19 protein-coding genes and 1 tRNA gene are annotated in these 13,314 nt (G+C 38.1%); 12 read left to right on the forward strand and 8 right to left on the reverse strand.

The window, feature by feature from the left end; genetic code table 11:
- Window positions 1-556: 556 nt before the first annotated feature.
- From yihI to hemN, 3 genes are all read left to right on the forward strand, one after another.
- A complete protein-coding gene (gene yihI / locus IE199_RS07725) occupies window positions 557-1,132 on the forward strand; it encodes a Der GTPase-activating protein YihI (RefSeq protein ID WP_189768887.1) in 576 nt (191 codons plus the stop codon).
- Between the two features lie 13 nt (window positions 1,133-1,145).
- Window positions 1,146-1,640, forward strand: a complete 495-nt coding sequence (locus tag IE199_RS07730; RefSeq protein ID WP_189768889.1) for a DUF2489 domain-containing protein — start codon at window positions 1,146-1,148, stop codon at window positions 1,638-1,640.
- Window positions 1,641-1,715: 75 nt separating this feature from the next.
- Entirely contained in the window at window positions 1,716-3,086 is a 1,371-nt protein-coding gene (hemN, locus tag IE199_RS07735; protein ID WP_189768891.1) for an oxygen-independent coproporphyrinogen III oxidase, read from the forward strand.
- Between the two features lie 59 nt (window positions 3,087-3,145).
- Here the strand turns inward: hemN and IE199_RS07740 are convergent, their stop codons facing one another.
- Complete coding sequence (locus IE199_RS07740; RefSeq protein ID WP_189768893.1) at window positions 3,146-3,679, reverse strand: DUF1285 domain-containing protein; 534 nt, start codon at window positions 3,677-3,679, stop codon at window positions 3,146-3,148.
- A 183-nt stretch (window positions 3,680-3,862) separates the two neighbouring features.
- Between IE199_RS07740 and IE199_RS07745 the strand changes: the two genes are divergently transcribed.
- Window positions 3,863-3,938 (forward strand) — tRNA-His (locus IE199_RS07745).
- A gap of 215 nt (window positions 3,939-4,153) precedes the next feature.
- Here IE199_RS07745 and IE199_RS07750 read toward each other — a convergent pair.
- A complete protein-coding gene (locus IE199_RS07750) occupies window positions 4,154-4,657 on the reverse strand; it encodes a hypothetical protein (RefSeq protein WP_189768895.1) in 504 nt (167 codons plus the stop codon).
- A gap of 277 nt (window positions 4,658-4,934) precedes the next feature.
- Between IE199_RS07750 and IE199_RS07755 the strand changes: the two genes are divergently transcribed.
- From IE199_RS07755 to IE199_RS07765, 3 genes are all read left to right on the forward strand, one after another.
- Window positions 4,935-5,111 carry a DUF1328 domain-containing protein gene (locus IE199_RS07755; RefSeq protein WP_189768897.1) on the forward strand — a complete coding sequence of 59 codons (177 nt, stop codon included), beginning with the start codon at window positions 4,935-4,937 and terminating at the stop codon, window positions 5,109-5,111.
- A 48-nt stretch (window positions 5,112-5,159) separates the two neighbouring features.
- Window positions 5,160-5,354 (forward strand): hypothetical protein, encoded by a 195-nt coding sequence (locus IE199_RS07760; RefSeq protein ID WP_189768899.1) that lies wholly within the window; start codon window positions 5,160-5,162, stop codon window positions 5,352-5,354.
- Between the two features lie 104 nt (window positions 5,355-5,458).
- Window positions 5,459-5,620, forward strand: a complete 162-nt coding sequence (locus tag IE199_RS07765) for a hypothetical protein (protein WP_189768901.1) — start codon at window positions 5,459-5,461, stop codon at window positions 5,618-5,620.
- Window positions 5,621-5,625: 5 nt separating this feature from the next.
- On the opposite strand, the gene IE199_RS07770 is transcribed toward IE199_RS07765, so the two are convergent.
- The gene (locus tag IE199_RS07770) at window positions 5,626-6,099 is read right to left on the reverse strand and encodes an OsmC family protein (protein ID WP_189768903.1); all 474 of its coding nucleotides are present in this window, start codon (window positions 6,097-6,099) and stop codon (window positions 5,626-5,628) included.
- Window positions 6,100-6,208: 109 nt separating this feature from the next.
- Here IE199_RS07770 and IE199_RS07775 point away from each other — a divergent pair, with 109 nt between their 5' ends.
- Window positions 6,209-7,120, forward strand: coding sequence for a LysR substrate-binding domain-containing protein (locus IE199_RS07775; RefSeq protein WP_189768905.1), 912 nt, complete (start codon window positions 6,209-6,211; stop codon window positions 7,118-7,120).
- Between the two features lie 64 nt (window positions 7,121-7,184).
- Here the strand turns inward: IE199_RS07775 and IE199_RS07780 are convergent, their stop codons facing one another.
- From IE199_RS07780 to IE199_RS07800, 5 genes are all read right to left on the reverse strand, one after another.
- Complete coding sequence (locus tag IE199_RS07780) at window positions 7,185-7,442, reverse strand: hypothetical protein (RefSeq protein ID WP_229854598.1); 258 nt, start codon at window positions 7,440-7,442, stop codon at window positions 7,185-7,187.
- An 18-nt stretch (window positions 7,443-7,460) separates the two neighbouring features.
- Window positions 7,461-7,862, reverse strand: a complete 402-nt coding sequence (locus IE199_RS07785; RefSeq protein WP_189768909.1) for a hypothetical protein — start codon at window positions 7,860-7,862, stop codon at window positions 7,461-7,463.
- Between the two features lies 1 nt (window position 7,863).
- Complete coding sequence (locus tag IE199_RS07790) at window positions 7,864-8,193, reverse strand: DUF883 C-terminal domain-containing protein (protein WP_189768911.1); 330 nt, start codon at window positions 8,191-8,193, stop codon at window positions 7,864-7,866.
- Between the two features lie 376 nt (window positions 8,194-8,569).
- Complete coding sequence (locus IE199_RS07795) at window positions 8,570-9,157, reverse strand: outer membrane beta-barrel protein (protein WP_189768913.1); 588 nt, start codon at window positions 9,155-9,157, stop codon at window positions 8,570-8,572.
- Window positions 9,158-9,241: 84 nt separating this feature from the next.
- Window positions 9,242-9,808, reverse strand: coding sequence for a BON domain-containing protein (locus tag IE199_RS07800; protein ID WP_189769493.1), 567 nt, complete (start codon window positions 9,806-9,808; stop codon window positions 9,242-9,244).
- Between the two features lie 341 nt (window positions 9,809-10,149).
- Here IE199_RS07800 and IE199_RS07805 point away from each other — a divergent pair, with 341 nt between their 5' ends.
- The 4 genes from IE199_RS07805 to IE199_RS07820 all read left to right on the forward strand — a co-directional run bounded on the left by IE199_RS07805 (window position 10,150) and on the right by IE199_RS07820 (window position 13,220).
- Complete coding sequence (locus tag IE199_RS07805) at window positions 10,150-10,596, forward strand: PA2169 family four-helix-bundle protein (RefSeq protein WP_189768915.1); 447 nt, start codon at window positions 10,150-10,152, stop codon at window positions 10,594-10,596.
- 108 nt (window positions 10,597-10,704) lie between these two features.
- Window positions 10,705-10,863, forward strand: a complete 159-nt coding sequence (locus tag IE199_RS07810) for a YqaE/Pmp3 family membrane protein (RefSeq protein WP_189768917.1) — start codon at window positions 10,705-10,707, stop codon at window positions 10,861-10,863.
- A gap of 25 nt (window positions 10,864-10,888) precedes the next feature.
- Window positions 10,889-12,007: a DUF748 domain-containing protein gene (locus tag IE199_RS07815; RefSeq protein WP_189768919.1), complete on the forward strand. Its 1,119-nt coding sequence runs from the start codon at window positions 10,889-10,891 to the stop codon at window positions 12,005-12,007.
- Between the two features lie 130 nt (window positions 12,008-12,137).
- On the forward strand, window positions 12,138-13,220 hold the full coding sequence (locus IE199_RS07820) for a murein transglycosylase domain-containing protein (protein ID WP_189768921.1): 1,083 nt from the start codon (window positions 12,138-12,140) through the stop codon (window positions 13,218-13,220).
- Window positions 13,221-13,314 lie beyond the last annotated feature (94 nt).

Here is a 13,314-nt window from a genome sequence, read left to right on the forward strand (position 1 = left end):
TTAACGATTAAAGTGATATTTGTAAAAATATTTTTCTGTTTGTAAAACATTGTGTTAACCAAAATTTAACCAATTCGGGTAATTTTCAATCACTTTATTACTTGCCTTCACTTCTAAGTGCTGTAAAGTAAGGGCAGCTACTGGAGAGTAGCAGACAACAAGGATAATGAGCTAAGGAAGCAAAACATACCTCTGCGTATGTCATATTCGAATATGGATGGTTTACTCTGCATCAGGAAGATGACTTTGAGTCCAGGTGGGCGTAAGGAAAGCCGTAAAAAAGTGTCAGGATTGACCGAGAAAAAGAAACATTAAGGGAAGCTAAATAACAACATTCAGGACATTGTCAGACTACAGGGACTGTACTAGTTAGGTAAGGAAAACCTGTACGATATTTGAGGTTTAATTGTCATAGCACATTGATAAACCCTCCAAAAACGATGGCATTGCCATCGTTTTCTTTATTTGTCTAAAAAAATACCAAGCTAGTTGTACCAATTAGCCCCTATTCTACGTAAAATATATACCATTAATGTCTATTCCATAGAGCGCGATCATGACTCGTCACAAGAAAACCAGAAAGCCACCACAAGAGGCGGCAAAGACAAGATTGTCTAAAAAAGAAAAGCAGCAAATTGCTGAGTTAAGAGATAAAAAGCCGAAAAAACAAACCGGTAATAAACCAGGTAACCGCCAACAAGAAGCCGTAGCCAACAAGCGCAATCAACATGGCGCCAAGGATAATAAAGATCCTAGATTGGGTAGTAAAAAGCCGATTGATTTAGGCGTACCTGCAGTAATGTCTCAACTTAAGCCGAACAAGAAATCTACAAAGTCAGCAGCAACTGCTGGTATTGCAGCTATTCGAGTGTTAGATGAAACAAAATCTATCTCTGCTCAAATTGCTGAAATAGAGCAAGACGAAGCTTTATTGGCCATCATTGCAAAACAAGAAGATGACATTGAGTTAACAGAGCAAGAAGTTGATTATTACAATGAGTTAATGGAACGCCACGAAACGCTTTCTGCACAGCTACCAGTAGAGGAAGATACCGAATCAAGCGAAGAAGAGCTTGATGAAGATAGCTTATGGGACAAATTGGATAAAACTGATTTTTCCGAGTATCAATAATCTAGAGTAAAGTATGACTGATTTTTGGCTTTATTTATCTATTGCTGGTGCTTTGATTATTGCTGGTTTGGCGTTTTATGCTGGCATGTTGCTAAAACAAGTTAAACGACAGCAACAGCAGCAACAAGAGGCGGAAGTCGCACATCAACAGCGTTTAAAACAGCACGACAAAAAAGTGCTAGACAGTGTCATCATTATTGTTCGCGCGATGAAAGAAGAACAGTGTGATCTCTCTGAAGGGTGCTGGCGATTAAGCGTATTGTTAGACTCATTAAAAACCTCAAGTGAGTTATCGCAACAGTTTCCTAATATTTTTGAGCTGTATAACGAAATTAAACACATGCCAATTTTGGAAGAGCGTAAAAAATTAGAGAAAAAAGCACGCATGAAGCTCGATCTTGAGCGAATGAAACAAGAAAGTCGTTTAGCGCCAGCCATTCACAACGACTTGGAACAATTGCATCAATATGCCAATGAAAGAGTGAGTGTTTTACAACAAGCGCATTAAAACTTTGCGCCTGATCAAATAACGCGGACGCGCTTTTCGATATAATTGCTTGGTGATTAACCATTGGACACCTTGATGAAAACCGAGCAATTTTTTGACCCTTCACTGTTAAAAAAATACAACACCAGCGGACCAAGATATACGTCTTACCCAACCGCGCTCGAATTCAACGACAGTTTCAATGCAACAGCTGTTGAAACAGCTGTTAACGCGTCAGAAAATAACGAGTTATCTCTATATATTCATATCCCATTTTGCCATTCATTGTGCTACTACTGCGGCTGTAACAAGGTAGTGACCAGACATAGAGGTAAAGCAGATACTTACTTAGAATATTTGTTTAAAGAAATTCAGCAAAAAGCTAAGTTATTTTCACGCTACAAAATAAAGCAATTACATTTAGGTGGTGGCACACCAAGCTTTTTAACAAAAGCTCAACTATCACTATTAATTAATACGCTTAAACAAGCGTTCAATTTTGCTTGCACATTAGAGATGAGCATTGAAATTGACCCTCGAGAAATCACCTTAGATTATGCCGACCATTTAAGAACACTTGGGTTTAATCGCATCAGTATTGGTGTACAAGATATTGATGAGAAAGTACAGCAAGCCATTAACCGTACCCAATCAACTGAGTTTATTGCTGACTTTATTGCTCATGCAAAAAATATTGGTTTTCGTTCGGTCAACGTTGATTTGATTTACGGCTTGCCACACCAAACACCTGAAACTTTTGCACGTACTTTGAAACAAGCAAAAGACATGGACGTCGACCGCATTTCGCTGTTTAGTTATGCACACTTACCTAGCCGCTTCGCCGCACAACGTAAATTGCGTGACGAGTGGTTGCCAAATGCTAGCGAAAAATTTGCCTTAATGAAGCAGGCGATAGAAACCTTAACCGATTATGGCTACGAGTTTGTTGGTATGGACCATTTTGCCAAACCGGATGACGAGCTAGCAGTTGCTCAACGCTATGGTACATTGCACCGTAACTTTCAAGGGTATACCACACACGGTAATTACGATTTACTCGGTTTGGGTGTGTCTTCTATCAGTGCTATTGGTAACTGTTACAGCCAAAATGAAAAAGATTTAAAAGCGTATTATCAACAAATTGACCAACAGGGTCACGCCATTGTTAAAGGCTTAACCTTAAGTCAAGATGATAGCTTACGTGGTGAGGTGATTCGTGAACTCATGTGTAATATGTATCTAGATATTGAACACATTAATCAAAAATATCAGATCGACTTTTTTCAATACTTTGAACAAGACATTAACATGTTATCGTGTTTTATCGATGATGACTTAATTGAAATTTCAGACAAAGATATCAAAGTGCATCAACGCGCGCGCCTGCTGATCCGAATTATATGTATGACCTTTGACTCATACATGAAACAGCACATTAATCAGCAACGATTTTCACGCGTCATTTAGCGTTGCCATTGAACCAATCCCCAACCTAGCCGGCAGCAATTAGTCGTAACGTTGTCGGCTTACTCCAAAAAACCTATATTTATTTGACAATTTTGGCTGGTAAATGCCAGTGCTTTTTGGCCGTCAATCATGGTTTCTTTAGCAAGGTCAATCCACTGATAATAGACATTTCGATGCACCTTTGCCATCAGATTACGTCTTACGATAACAGTTAACAAACCATCATCAGTGATGGTAACAGGATGTTCGTTATCCAAAATGAATTTATCGTCAAGGTTAGTGGTTAACTGCATTACTGTTTGTTCGCTATCCAACCATTGCCACTGTGTAATTAGAAAGGGATAGTCTTCAACTTGAATTTTTACTTTTTCTACCGGCGTGACTAAAAAATAATCGTTGTTTTCTCGTTTTAATACAGAGGCAAACAACTTCACTAATGACATACGTTTAAATATCGTGCCGTTGTAAAACCAACTGCCGTCTTGTTTAATTTCTAAGTCAATTTCACCACAATAATCGGGGTTCCATTGCTCAACTGGCGGTATTTTGTTTTGTGACGCTTTTAACGCCTCAGCGATCTTTTCAAGTGACATGATTAATCCCTTTGTGTAATAACAAAAGCGTAGCAAATTATTACTTACTTTAGGTTCAGTTGGCCTTTATTTACAGTGTAACAAATTTTTAGAAAATTCAGCCAAAACACTTGTCATCATACGGGCTTTACTATAGAATTCGCGCACTTTTCGGAAATGCCCAATTTTCGAAACATATCAGTGGTGGCATTAGCTCAGTTGGTAGAGCCCTGGATTGTGATTCCAGTTGTCGTGGGTTCAAGTCCCATATGCCACCCCACTCTTTTCTTCTTAGCTTTCATCAATTAATCTACTACGATACAGTTTCCACGACCGAATCACTGGTGATTCCGCTATTGCCATTTTTGCGTGGGTGATTGAAATCCCATATGCCACCCCACTCTTCTTTTCTAGATTCTTTACATTACATCCAACAAAGAAAATATAGCCACGACCGAATCACTGGTGATTCCGCTATTTCTAGCTACTGATAAATTATGTTAATCGATCGAGCCGTTTTCTTTCTTCAATTATCATATTTAACATATTAAGCTTTAGTTCCGCTTCTTGACGTTCATATTCGCTTAATTGTTGCTCTAAGGCTTCTACTTCACTTTTTGATGATTCATCATGATAGGCTTTAATACCTGCTGCAACCCTTGAATTTCCAGAACTTTCAATGGGGTGGTCACTTTTAATATTTACCGTTGGATTTTTTAGTTTGTTGATTTTCTCTCGCAAACGTAGCGCTAACGCTCTGACTATCTCGATAGCTTTTTCTAACGATTCATAATCATCTTTAAAGGTTGCATTACCTTCTTTATACGCAGCAGCTTCGTTATCGAGTTGTTTTGAAAAAATGTATTCTGGCTCTTTTTGTTTATCTTTTTCTTGTACATTTTCTGAGTTTGCTGAATTGTCATTAGTAACCTCAGCGCTGTGCCTAGCCCTCTCGCGAAGGGGCTGGGAGATTGACAAGTTTTCCTTTCTAATTTCCATTCGACGTCCATGTAAAAAGCGTTTATTGATTTATCGGCTGAGAAAACAATAACTAAAGCTATACCAATTGAATTAACTTTATTTTGAGTTCTCTAGTTGATCATCACGCAAGTTTTACATTTATACCATGTAAACTTTTCATTAAATGAAAATAGTTTTCTTTTGAAACGCTCATGAAAAATCAATAACCATTTGTTTAAATTGGATTTTTAACTTTTGGCATAATAACCGCTATATCCATATCGAAGACAAACAATTCACTAAATGGAGGTTTATTATGCTTGGTTGGGCACTAACATTTTTTGTCATCGCTATTGTTGCAGCAATTTTTGGTTTTTCTGGTATCGCAGGCGCAGCAGCAGGTATAGCAAAAATAATCTTTTTTATCTTTGTTGTGTTATTGGCAATTTCTTTGGTTGCCAACGCCATTCGGGGCAAAGCGCCAAGGGCTTAAACAAAAGTTTTAACGATTTAATCATTTTAACAATTTAAGGAGAAACACATGTTAAACAAAAAGACACTTTCAGCCACACTATTAGCACTATTTGTTACTGCAGGTTTAGGTGCATGTTCAGATGATTCAGCAGAAGAAGCTGGCGAGCACATTGATGAAATGGTCGATGATGCGGGTAACGCAGTAGAAGATGCCTGCGAAAAAGTTAAAGAAGGCGTCGATGCAAAAGATAAAGACTGTTAATCAGCATTTGAGCGACAAAAAAGCTCTCGGTTGTCATCGTTACACCGTGAGCTTTTTTATTACTTTCATCAACAAGCCAGCTTATTAAATCTTTAGAGGACTATATGCGCTGTAAACCTAATCACACTAAAGTACACACCATGGCAAACTTTAATTGGTATGCCCGTCATAACATCACACCAATTTCTAGAATTTATAGTTTATCACGGTTAAAAAACACATCATCAAACAACAAAGAAAAACATTTGGCGACCAATGTTGGCTAAATGTTCTAAGGTTTAAACAAAATCTCAGTCACCACCTCTGTTTTAACTGAGTTTGCAATAAAACATTCATCATGTGATTGATGATGCATAATTTTCAGATCTTCGATGGTTGGTTGTTTATCTCCCGAAAAAAGAATATCTGGGCGAAGCATCACTTTGGTTATACTGATTTTGCCTTGCTCATTTTTCTTCATCTCGCCAATAGCATCATCAATATAACTTTCTACAACAAACCCTTTCTGTGCAGCGATATGTAAAAATAACAACATATGGCAGCTTGATAACGAAGCAACAAATGCCTCTTCAGGGTCAACATTTTCCTCTACAGAATACGGTTTAGGGACAATATGGGGAGACGCTGAGGCTGCTACCTTGGCGCCGCCATCAAATTCCCACCAATGCGCCCTGTTGTATTTACAATCGACAAAAGTTTCATCATATTGCCTTTGCCACACGATCTTAGCAGTGTAACTTGCCATAAATTCTCCAGTCACTATGAGTATTTTTAATGACACTATTATGGCTTGATAGTTTTACTTTGAAGAAGCGATAATATTTCAATCTCACATGAGGATTACTCACACCACAATGACGAACAACATTTCATATTCAGCAATACACACTTTTACCGTCGTGGCCAAAGAGCTTAGTTTTACACGAGCTGCAGAAGTGCTGCACATTACGCCAAGTGCCGTTAGCCACCAAATGAAACTGTTAGAAGGCCAGATGGGTGTCACGCTATTTATTCGACAATCAAAGGGAGTGAGCTTGTCATTAGCTGGGCAATCTTTATTTAGACATGCTTTGTCTGGCATAAGAAATATTCAACACGGTATTATGCAGAGTCAATTTGCCAGTCAAAATGAAAAGTTGGTCATTGCGGTTATTCCTTCGTTATGCCAGCTGTGGCTCATACCACGCTTAAAAGATTTTTCCGATAAATTTCCTCATATAGAGTTAGAGATAACGGCTGTTGATCAACTCGTAGATTTCACCACTGGTCAGTTTGACGGGCATATTCATTTTGGCGCAGGAGATTATCGTGTCAATCAGGCTTTGTATTTGAGTTCAGAAAAAGTCTACCCGGTTTGTCACCCTGATCTCGCAGCTAACAATGACCATAGTGCTTTAGATAACTTATTAAAAAGTAATAAGTTACTCAGTTACAAAGCAGGTATTGAAGATGAACCTGGCGGTGTCACGTGGTTAGACTGGTTTAAGCATTTTGCTATTGAAAAACCAAACCATTTAAGCCAAATGTCATTTAGTCACGTTTCAATGGCTACCTTGGCAGCCAAATTGAAACAGGGAATTGCGTTAGGCTGGCATAAAATGGTGCAAGATGATATTGCTCAAGGGCAGTTGATTAGATTGACAGAAAACGAGATTACAACAAGTTATAACTATTATTTAGTCGCACCACATCGCTCATGGCAGAAGGCAACGTTCAGTACTTTTTCAACTTGGTTGTTGCAACAAATGACAGACGAGAAAGATTAAGGTTATTGATATGATAAAAGCCGTAAATCGAATGACTTATTCGACAGCTCAAACGTCTACTTATTTAAACTAACATGCCTAAGTAGAGCCGTTTTAATAATACCAGTTGTCGAAGTGCACCAAATCTTCCATATCGGGCTGTTAACGCACCAAGTAAAAAGCTAACGGCCAATCCTTGTGGAGAGCTGAGCACTGACTTAGCAGTCTGCTCACCGCGATCCTGATAATATTGTTTAAGCTGCTGCGCTAACACCAAATCTTTTTTAGCAGGTCTTAGCTCTTGTTGAAGCTTACTGGTAATGTATTTTGCTAATCTTGTCATCATTTCTCCAAGTCACGATTATTGAATATCAAATACTGACGTTAGCTGGCTTAAGCTCTGATTGAACAATACCACACCTGTTTTAAGTAAATACCGTATACCAACAATGTTAAGGCTAAGTACCAACACAGTGGACAGTAGCCAGTGCATACCTATTTGGATCAAGCCGTATGACAACATCACATTTAAGCTCACCCAAACACAGGTCGCCAGAATGAGAGAAAACCAGATGATAGCGAGTGATATAAATAAAGTTTTAAGATTCACTCTTAGTCGATTACCCATTAACTTTAAGTGAGATTTAATTAAATTTTTATAAGCCGCTATCAACACAGTGCCATCACGGCGAAGCTCGGTGAGCGAAGGGGATCGCTCACCGGCTTGTGTGTGGTTCTCATGATGATGAGAATTTTTTTCCATGTTATTTCTTCCTTAATAACATTGAAGCAAGCATACCAATACCAAAAGCGATACCCGCTGTTTTTACTGGGTTTTCAACCGCATACTTTTTCACACCTGAGGTATTCCAGCTCTTTTCAAATGCTTTGCGCTTCTGGTCAAACGCTTTACCCGAAGCTACCTGTTTATCACGTAGTGAAGATTCTGTAGTCGCTGCTGATTGGTGTAGTGAATCCACTGACGCATGAAGTGTGCTAGCAATTTGGTCTGCAACAGGATGTGATGAATCGCGACCATTCGCTTTAGGCGCAGGATTATTTTCTGACTTTGATGGGCTAGTTTGATTACTCATACATATCTCCTTTTTGATAAGTCATTAAAATCACTTATAGACAATGCAACGTGTTTGCCAACTTTTTATCCCTTTAAATACAACAACTTAAAATATCTTCAATATTTTGTACTTGTAGGGTTTATACGCTAGTTGTAAAAGTTACAACCTTGGGAAATAACGAAAATGACACATCGCCTATGATTGGATTTTATCGATTTTTATGTGAGCGCCAGCAGATAAAAAAATCGGGAAATATCTTGTTTACACTTATTGTTTATTTGGCCCAAAAGTAGGTCATTCTCCGGCAATATTTTTAAGTCTAGAAATAAAAAACCCTCTGCTGGGGAAGCAGAGGGAACAACAACAGGAAGGAAGTGTTGTTAAAAAGCGAGCATTAAAATACGTATTCAACAGAAATAGATGCTACATCCATGTCTGGGTTGATATGCTGATCTATCTCATAACGTTCGTATTCAAGACGCACGTTAATATCTTGGGTAAGCGCTAAGCCAGCACCTACACCGTAAAACCAATCTCCACCACTGTCACTGCCAGTGATTGCCCCAACTTCAGGAATACGGGTTTTATAGTCAGTATCCCATTCCATCCAGCCGCCCTTAGCGTATAAAGCAACAGTTTCGTTTAGCGGCGCAGAAAAACGTAAAGCAAGAGAATAACCATCGAACTCGGCTGTGTTGTCAAAATCACTCACTTCATCAAAATTTAAGTAAGCAAGTTCGGTACTAATATATGGGTTAAATGCCGCACCGATATAAGCCTTGATCATCGCTGCGTCATCGTCGAAGCTGGTATCATTTGATCTGTCTTTCCATTGAAAAGAATACTGACCGTAACCTACACCTGTATAAACTTTAGTGTCGTTCATAAACTCAAAATAATTGTCGTCAGCGAGCACTGCAGTGCTTGATAAACCTAGTAATAATCCTAATGAAATAGCGGGAAATGATTTAATTGAAGGCATAACTTCTCCTTAGTGATATATATTCTTTTTTGCGGTCTAACGGAAGGAAGGAGTAGTGCTGTTACCAGCACTACTCCTTATTTTTTAAGATTGCTTAACAATTTTTAGCTTGTCTTCAACGTCTTTAACGTCATCGGCATTTTTTGCGATGTTAAGGACAAGTTGTTTTTCAGAAGAAGAATCGACTTTACCTGTTAAGGTTACTTTAGCGTTTTTAACGTCTACATCGATATCTGTACCTGTGATATCCGAATCGAATAACAAGCGTGTTTTAATCACAGTTGCGATTTTTGCGTCAGTTAACGCTGATGTTTCCATACCACGCTCTTTTTCTACTTCTTTACTGTCTTTCTCTTTATAAACAGTAATTTTGTTATCAACTGATTTTACACCGTCAATGCCAGCGACTAATTCATAGGCAAGCTTTTTATCAACACTGTGCTCAACTTTACCTGTTAGCGTCACTACACCGTTTTTAACATCAGTATTAATGTCAAAAGAGTTCAAGTTAGTGTTGAACAGTAAAGTCGCTTCTGCTTTACCATCTATCCATGCATCTTGTGCACCTTTTTCCCAACTATTGTCTTTCGCTTGTACTGCTGTCGTTGCTAATACTGAACACATTGCTAGTGAAATAATTGTGCGTTTCATCATTTTTCTCCTTAAATTGAATGTCCGACCTTCACGTTACAGAATGCATGCCAAAACAATATTTCTTTTATATTTCAACATTTTAATCATACTCCTTTGTTAGAAATGTATCTGTTAATGTGAATTATTTTCAGTAGCGTTGTAGTTTTTACAGGAAGCTAAAATGAGATAAAAAGAACTAAGTAAAGTTTATAAATGACCAAGTAACTATTACATGCCTTAAAAACAAAAGATAAATAACACATTGTTTTTATTGATTATAATTTGTGGCATATCATCTGCAACCTCTAGGTTGAGAGTCATTCTCATGAAATAGAATCACTTAAAACACGGAGGATAAAATGAATAACTCAAACTATGACTTAAGCCATGTTGAGCATTTAATTAAAGTATTAAACAGTGGTATCGACTTTTACGGTGAAGCTAAAAGTAAATTAGACAACCATGAATTGATTCGCATATTTGATCAAAATTTAACGGAGAAACATAAAGCGGTAACCGAGTTACAAAATTATGTGATGGCAGACAAAGGGGAGCCAGAACAAGATAGTGCGTTATCTGTAGAATTACGCGCAGCGTACACGAAAGTATTGGCTTTGGTCAGCTCAGACACTGAACATACTTATATTTCACAATTGGAAGAAGTGGAAGATAAAGTCCTTGAGGCTATTGATAAATCGCTGAAAAACGTAATGCCTCCACAATTAAAAGAAACCTTACTGCGCATTCAAATTCGTATGCAAGTTTGTCACGACGACATGAAACACCTTCAAGAGGTGACTGCATAACAAAAGCTAATTCTTGTTATGTTATAGCCGCTTACTTAACTCAGTAAGCGGCATACCTAAACTCTTCAATTAAATTTCAAAACACACGATTTTAATAAGGAGCAATCCATGGATTTTATACGCATACTTTTTTCAGTTTTATTACCGCCGTTAGGTGTATTTTTACAAGTTGGAATTAAAGGAGCATTTTGGCTGAATTTGCTTTTTACCTTACTAGGTTACATTCCTGGCATTATCCATGCGGTGTGGGTTATCGCTAAAAACTAACCAGTTGAAGTTTGTTAGGGGCGGCATGCAAATGAAAATCTTAAGTAAAAAAATCAATACCACTTGGCTTAAAACCTTATTAATTTTATGTTTGGTTTTACTGATTTTGCGTGCGATTGCCCCATACGCGGTTAAATATACCGTTAACAGAGCACTAGCAAATCAATCCAGTGTTACTGGCTATATCGGTGATGTTGATTTACACCTGTACCGCGGCGCCTATGAAATAGAAGACATCGCGCTTTATTCTGTCGATGTTAATGATAATAAGCAGCCGTTTTTATCCATGAAAGAGCTAGATATCTCCATTTTGTGGTCGGCGTTATTTCAAGGTCGAGTTGTTTCGTCAATGACCATGTACCAATTAGACCTATCAATATATGACCAAGAACCCGAAACTGTCGCCGACTCAACGGATGTTGCTAAAAGCAAAACTTGGGTAGAGCTTGCCAACGATATTACCCCCTTCTCTATTGATGCTATCGTTTTAGTTGATAGTAAAATGACTCTAAAAACAGATAATGAAAGCGCCATCAAAACCACATACATTGATGGTATCTACGGTCTGATCACAAACATCAATAATGATAAACACACTGAAAATTCTCTAAGTGGTGCATTAAAACTCACCGGAGATTTAATGGGCCAATCAAACATTACCATTGAAGCAGGTTTTGATCCTTTCGCTGAAAAGCCTAATTTTGATCTTGATGTTACAGTAGAAAAATTTCCTATTAATCATTTAGATAATCTTATTAAGTTTTATACAGTTTTTGATATCGAAGGCGGTATTGTGGACGGCGCCATGGAGCTAGCTGCCGTAGACGGCGATGTTGATGGCTACATAAAGCTAGGAGTGTATCAGCTTGATGTATTCACTTGGCAAGAAGATGTTATTCAAGATGGCGACAACCCCTTTGTTATACTTGCTGAAAATATTACCGAGCTTCTGGGTAATATTTTAGAAAACGACGAAAAGAAAACGGTAGCCGCTCAAGTGCCAATTGAAGGCACACTTAACCAAACGGAAATATCAACCTCAGCCGCCATTTATTCTATGGTTGAAAATGCCTTTATTGAAGCAATTGAACTTAATCTCGATCAAGTGGTTTCATATGAAGCATTAACACAAGAAAGCAAATAACTGGCCTTTAGTCATTGAAGTGTCAAAGATAACTCGCTATAAGATAAATTAATTAAAAGCCATTCGATGTCTGTAGAGGCTTGTTTTGCCATTTAAACATTTGTCCATTATCGCCGTTTGCCTCAGCTTAATGAGTTGTCAAAGCACTCCCCATGTTGAACAACTCGTTAAACAGGTTAAAAATAATCCTAAGCGTATTGATAAAGTCATTATCCAAGCAGAACGCACCCACAAAGCGATAAACGCAGACATTAAACAAATTCAGCAAGCTTATGCCGCTTTAGAGCAACTTGTTGAAAGTGTCTGGGGTAAAAAACATGTGCAATTACCCAGTAGTAAAAAATACGTTAAATACAGCAATGATTACAAAGCCAGGGCCATTGTTGATTTTGCTACGGGAAAAGTCACCGTTGAAACCATCGCTAAGAAACAAGCGGTTCATTTCTTAAAAAAGGCGATAGTGACAACCGTTTTAACGCCTGCTGACCCTAGAGCTAATGATATTTTTTCAAGCCAAGCGCCCCAGTTAGGCGCACAGCCTTTTTTATTTAACCAAGTGTTAGATCAAGACCAACGTGCAATACGCTATCAATGGCGAGCCAATCGATTTGCCAATCATATAGTTGCCAAGAATCTGGTAAAACGATCCAATATTCACCAAGTAACTTTTGACTTAGTGGATAACCATCAACATCTGCGCCAGCAGTTGTATAGTGATTATGTGTTAGCAGCAGCTAAACGTTACCGAGTAAAACCTGATTTGATTTATGCCATTATTGAAACGGAAAGTAGCTTTAACCCTTATGCGGTAAGCCGAGCGAATGCCTATGGTTTGATGCAAGTAGTACCGGCTACTGCTGGCAGAGATGTTTATCAAAAAGTGAAAAATAAAAGCGGTCAGCCAACTAAACAATTGTTGTTTACTCCTTCAGCCAATATTGATATTGGCACCGCTTATTTGCATCTTTTACAAACGCGATATTTAAAGGCAATACAAAACCATACCAGTAAAGAATACAGTGTGATCTCTGCGTACAATGGTGGTGCAGGTAACGTGTTAAAAACCTTTGATAACAATAGAGCGCGCGCGATGAAAGATATCAACCAATTAAAACCCAAATCGGTTTTTTGGGCGTTAACCAACAAGCACCCAAAAGCCGAATCTCGACGTTATCTAAAAAAAGTGACGCAGTTTAAGAAAAACTATCAGTAGCTGATAAAGCATTTGCTTAGTGTGCTTTTAAGAAAAATCTGACTAACACTAAACATTATTCTCGCTTTTCAGTATGCTTAACAAAAAGGTCAGA

Source organism: Thalassotalea marina (assembly GCF_014656435.1).
Lineage (GTDB): Bacteria > Pseudomonadota > Gammaproteobacteria > Enterobacterales > Alteromonadaceae > Thalassotalea_C > Thalassotalea_C marina.

Bases quoted from the DNA above. Each gene is read 5' to 3' on its own strand.
- yihI (WP_189768887.1), top strand. From the start codon at position 557: ATGACTCGTCACAAGAAAACCAGAAAGCCACCACAAGAGGCGGCAAAG.
- IE199_RS07730 (WP_189768889.1), top strand. From the start codon at position 1,146: ATGACTGATTTTTGGCTTTATTTATCTATTGCTGGTGCTTTGATTATT.
- hemN (WP_189768891.1), top strand. From the start codon at position 1,716: ATGAAAACCGAGCAATTTTTTGACCCTTCACTGTTAAAAAAATACAAC.
- IE199_RS07740 (WP_189768893.1), bottom strand. From the start codon at position 3,679: ATGTCACTTGAAAAGATCGCTGAGGCGTTAAAAGCGTCACAAAACAAA.
- IE199_RS07750 (WP_189768895.1), bottom strand. From the start codon at position 4,657: ATGGAAATTAGAAAGGAAAACTTGTCAATCTCCCAGCCCCTTCGCGAG.
- IE199_RS07755 (WP_189768897.1), top strand. From the start codon at position 4,935: ATGCTTGGTTGGGCACTAACATTTTTTGTCATCGCTATTGTTGCAGCA.
- IE199_RS07760 (WP_189768899.1), top strand. From the start codon at position 5,160: ATGTTAAACAAAAAGACACTTTCAGCCACACTATTAGCACTATTTGTT.
- IE199_RS07765 (WP_189768901.1), top strand. From the start codon at position 5,459: ATGCGCTGTAAACCTAATCACACTAAAGTACACACCATGGCAAACTTT.
- IE199_RS07770 (WP_189768903.1), bottom strand. From the start codon at position 6,099: ATGGCAAGTTACACTGCTAAGATCGTGTGGCAAAGGCAATATGATGAA.
- IE199_RS07775 (WP_189768905.1), top strand. From the start codon at position 6,209: ATGACGAACAACATTTCATATTCAGCAATACACACTTTTACCGTCGTG.
- IE199_RS07780 (WP_229854598.1), bottom strand. From the start codon at position 7,442: ATGACAAGATTAGCAAAATACATTACCAGTAAGCTTCAACAAGAGCTA.
- IE199_RS07785 (WP_189768909.1), bottom strand. From the start codon at position 7,862: ATGGAAAAAAATTCTCATCATCATGAGAACCACACACAAGCCGGTGAG.
- IE199_RS07790 (WP_189768911.1), bottom strand. From the start codon at position 8,193: ATGAGTAATCAAACTAGCCCATCAAAGTCAGAAAATAATCCTGCGCCT.
- IE199_RS07795 (WP_189768913.1), bottom strand. From the start codon at position 9,157: ATGCCTTCAATTAAATCATTTCCCGCTATTTCATTAGGATTATTACTA.
- IE199_RS07800 (WP_189769493.1), bottom strand. From the start codon at position 9,808: ATGAAACGCACAATTATTTCACTAGCAATGTGTTCAGTATTAGCAACG.
- IE199_RS07805 (WP_189768915.1), top strand. From the start codon at position 10,150: ATGAATAACTCAAACTATGACTTAAGCCATGTTGAGCATTTAATTAAA.
- IE199_RS07810 (WP_189768917.1), top strand. From the start codon at position 10,705: ATGGATTTTATACGCATACTTTTTTCAGTTTTATTACCGCCGTTAGGT.
- IE199_RS07815 (WP_189768919.1), top strand. From the start codon at position 10,889: ATGCAAATGAAAATCTTAAGTAAAAAAATCAATACCACTTGGCTTAAA.
- IE199_RS07820 (WP_189768921.1), top strand. From the start codon at position 12,138: ATGAGTTGTCAAAGCACTCCCCATGTTGAACAACTCGTTAAACAGGTT.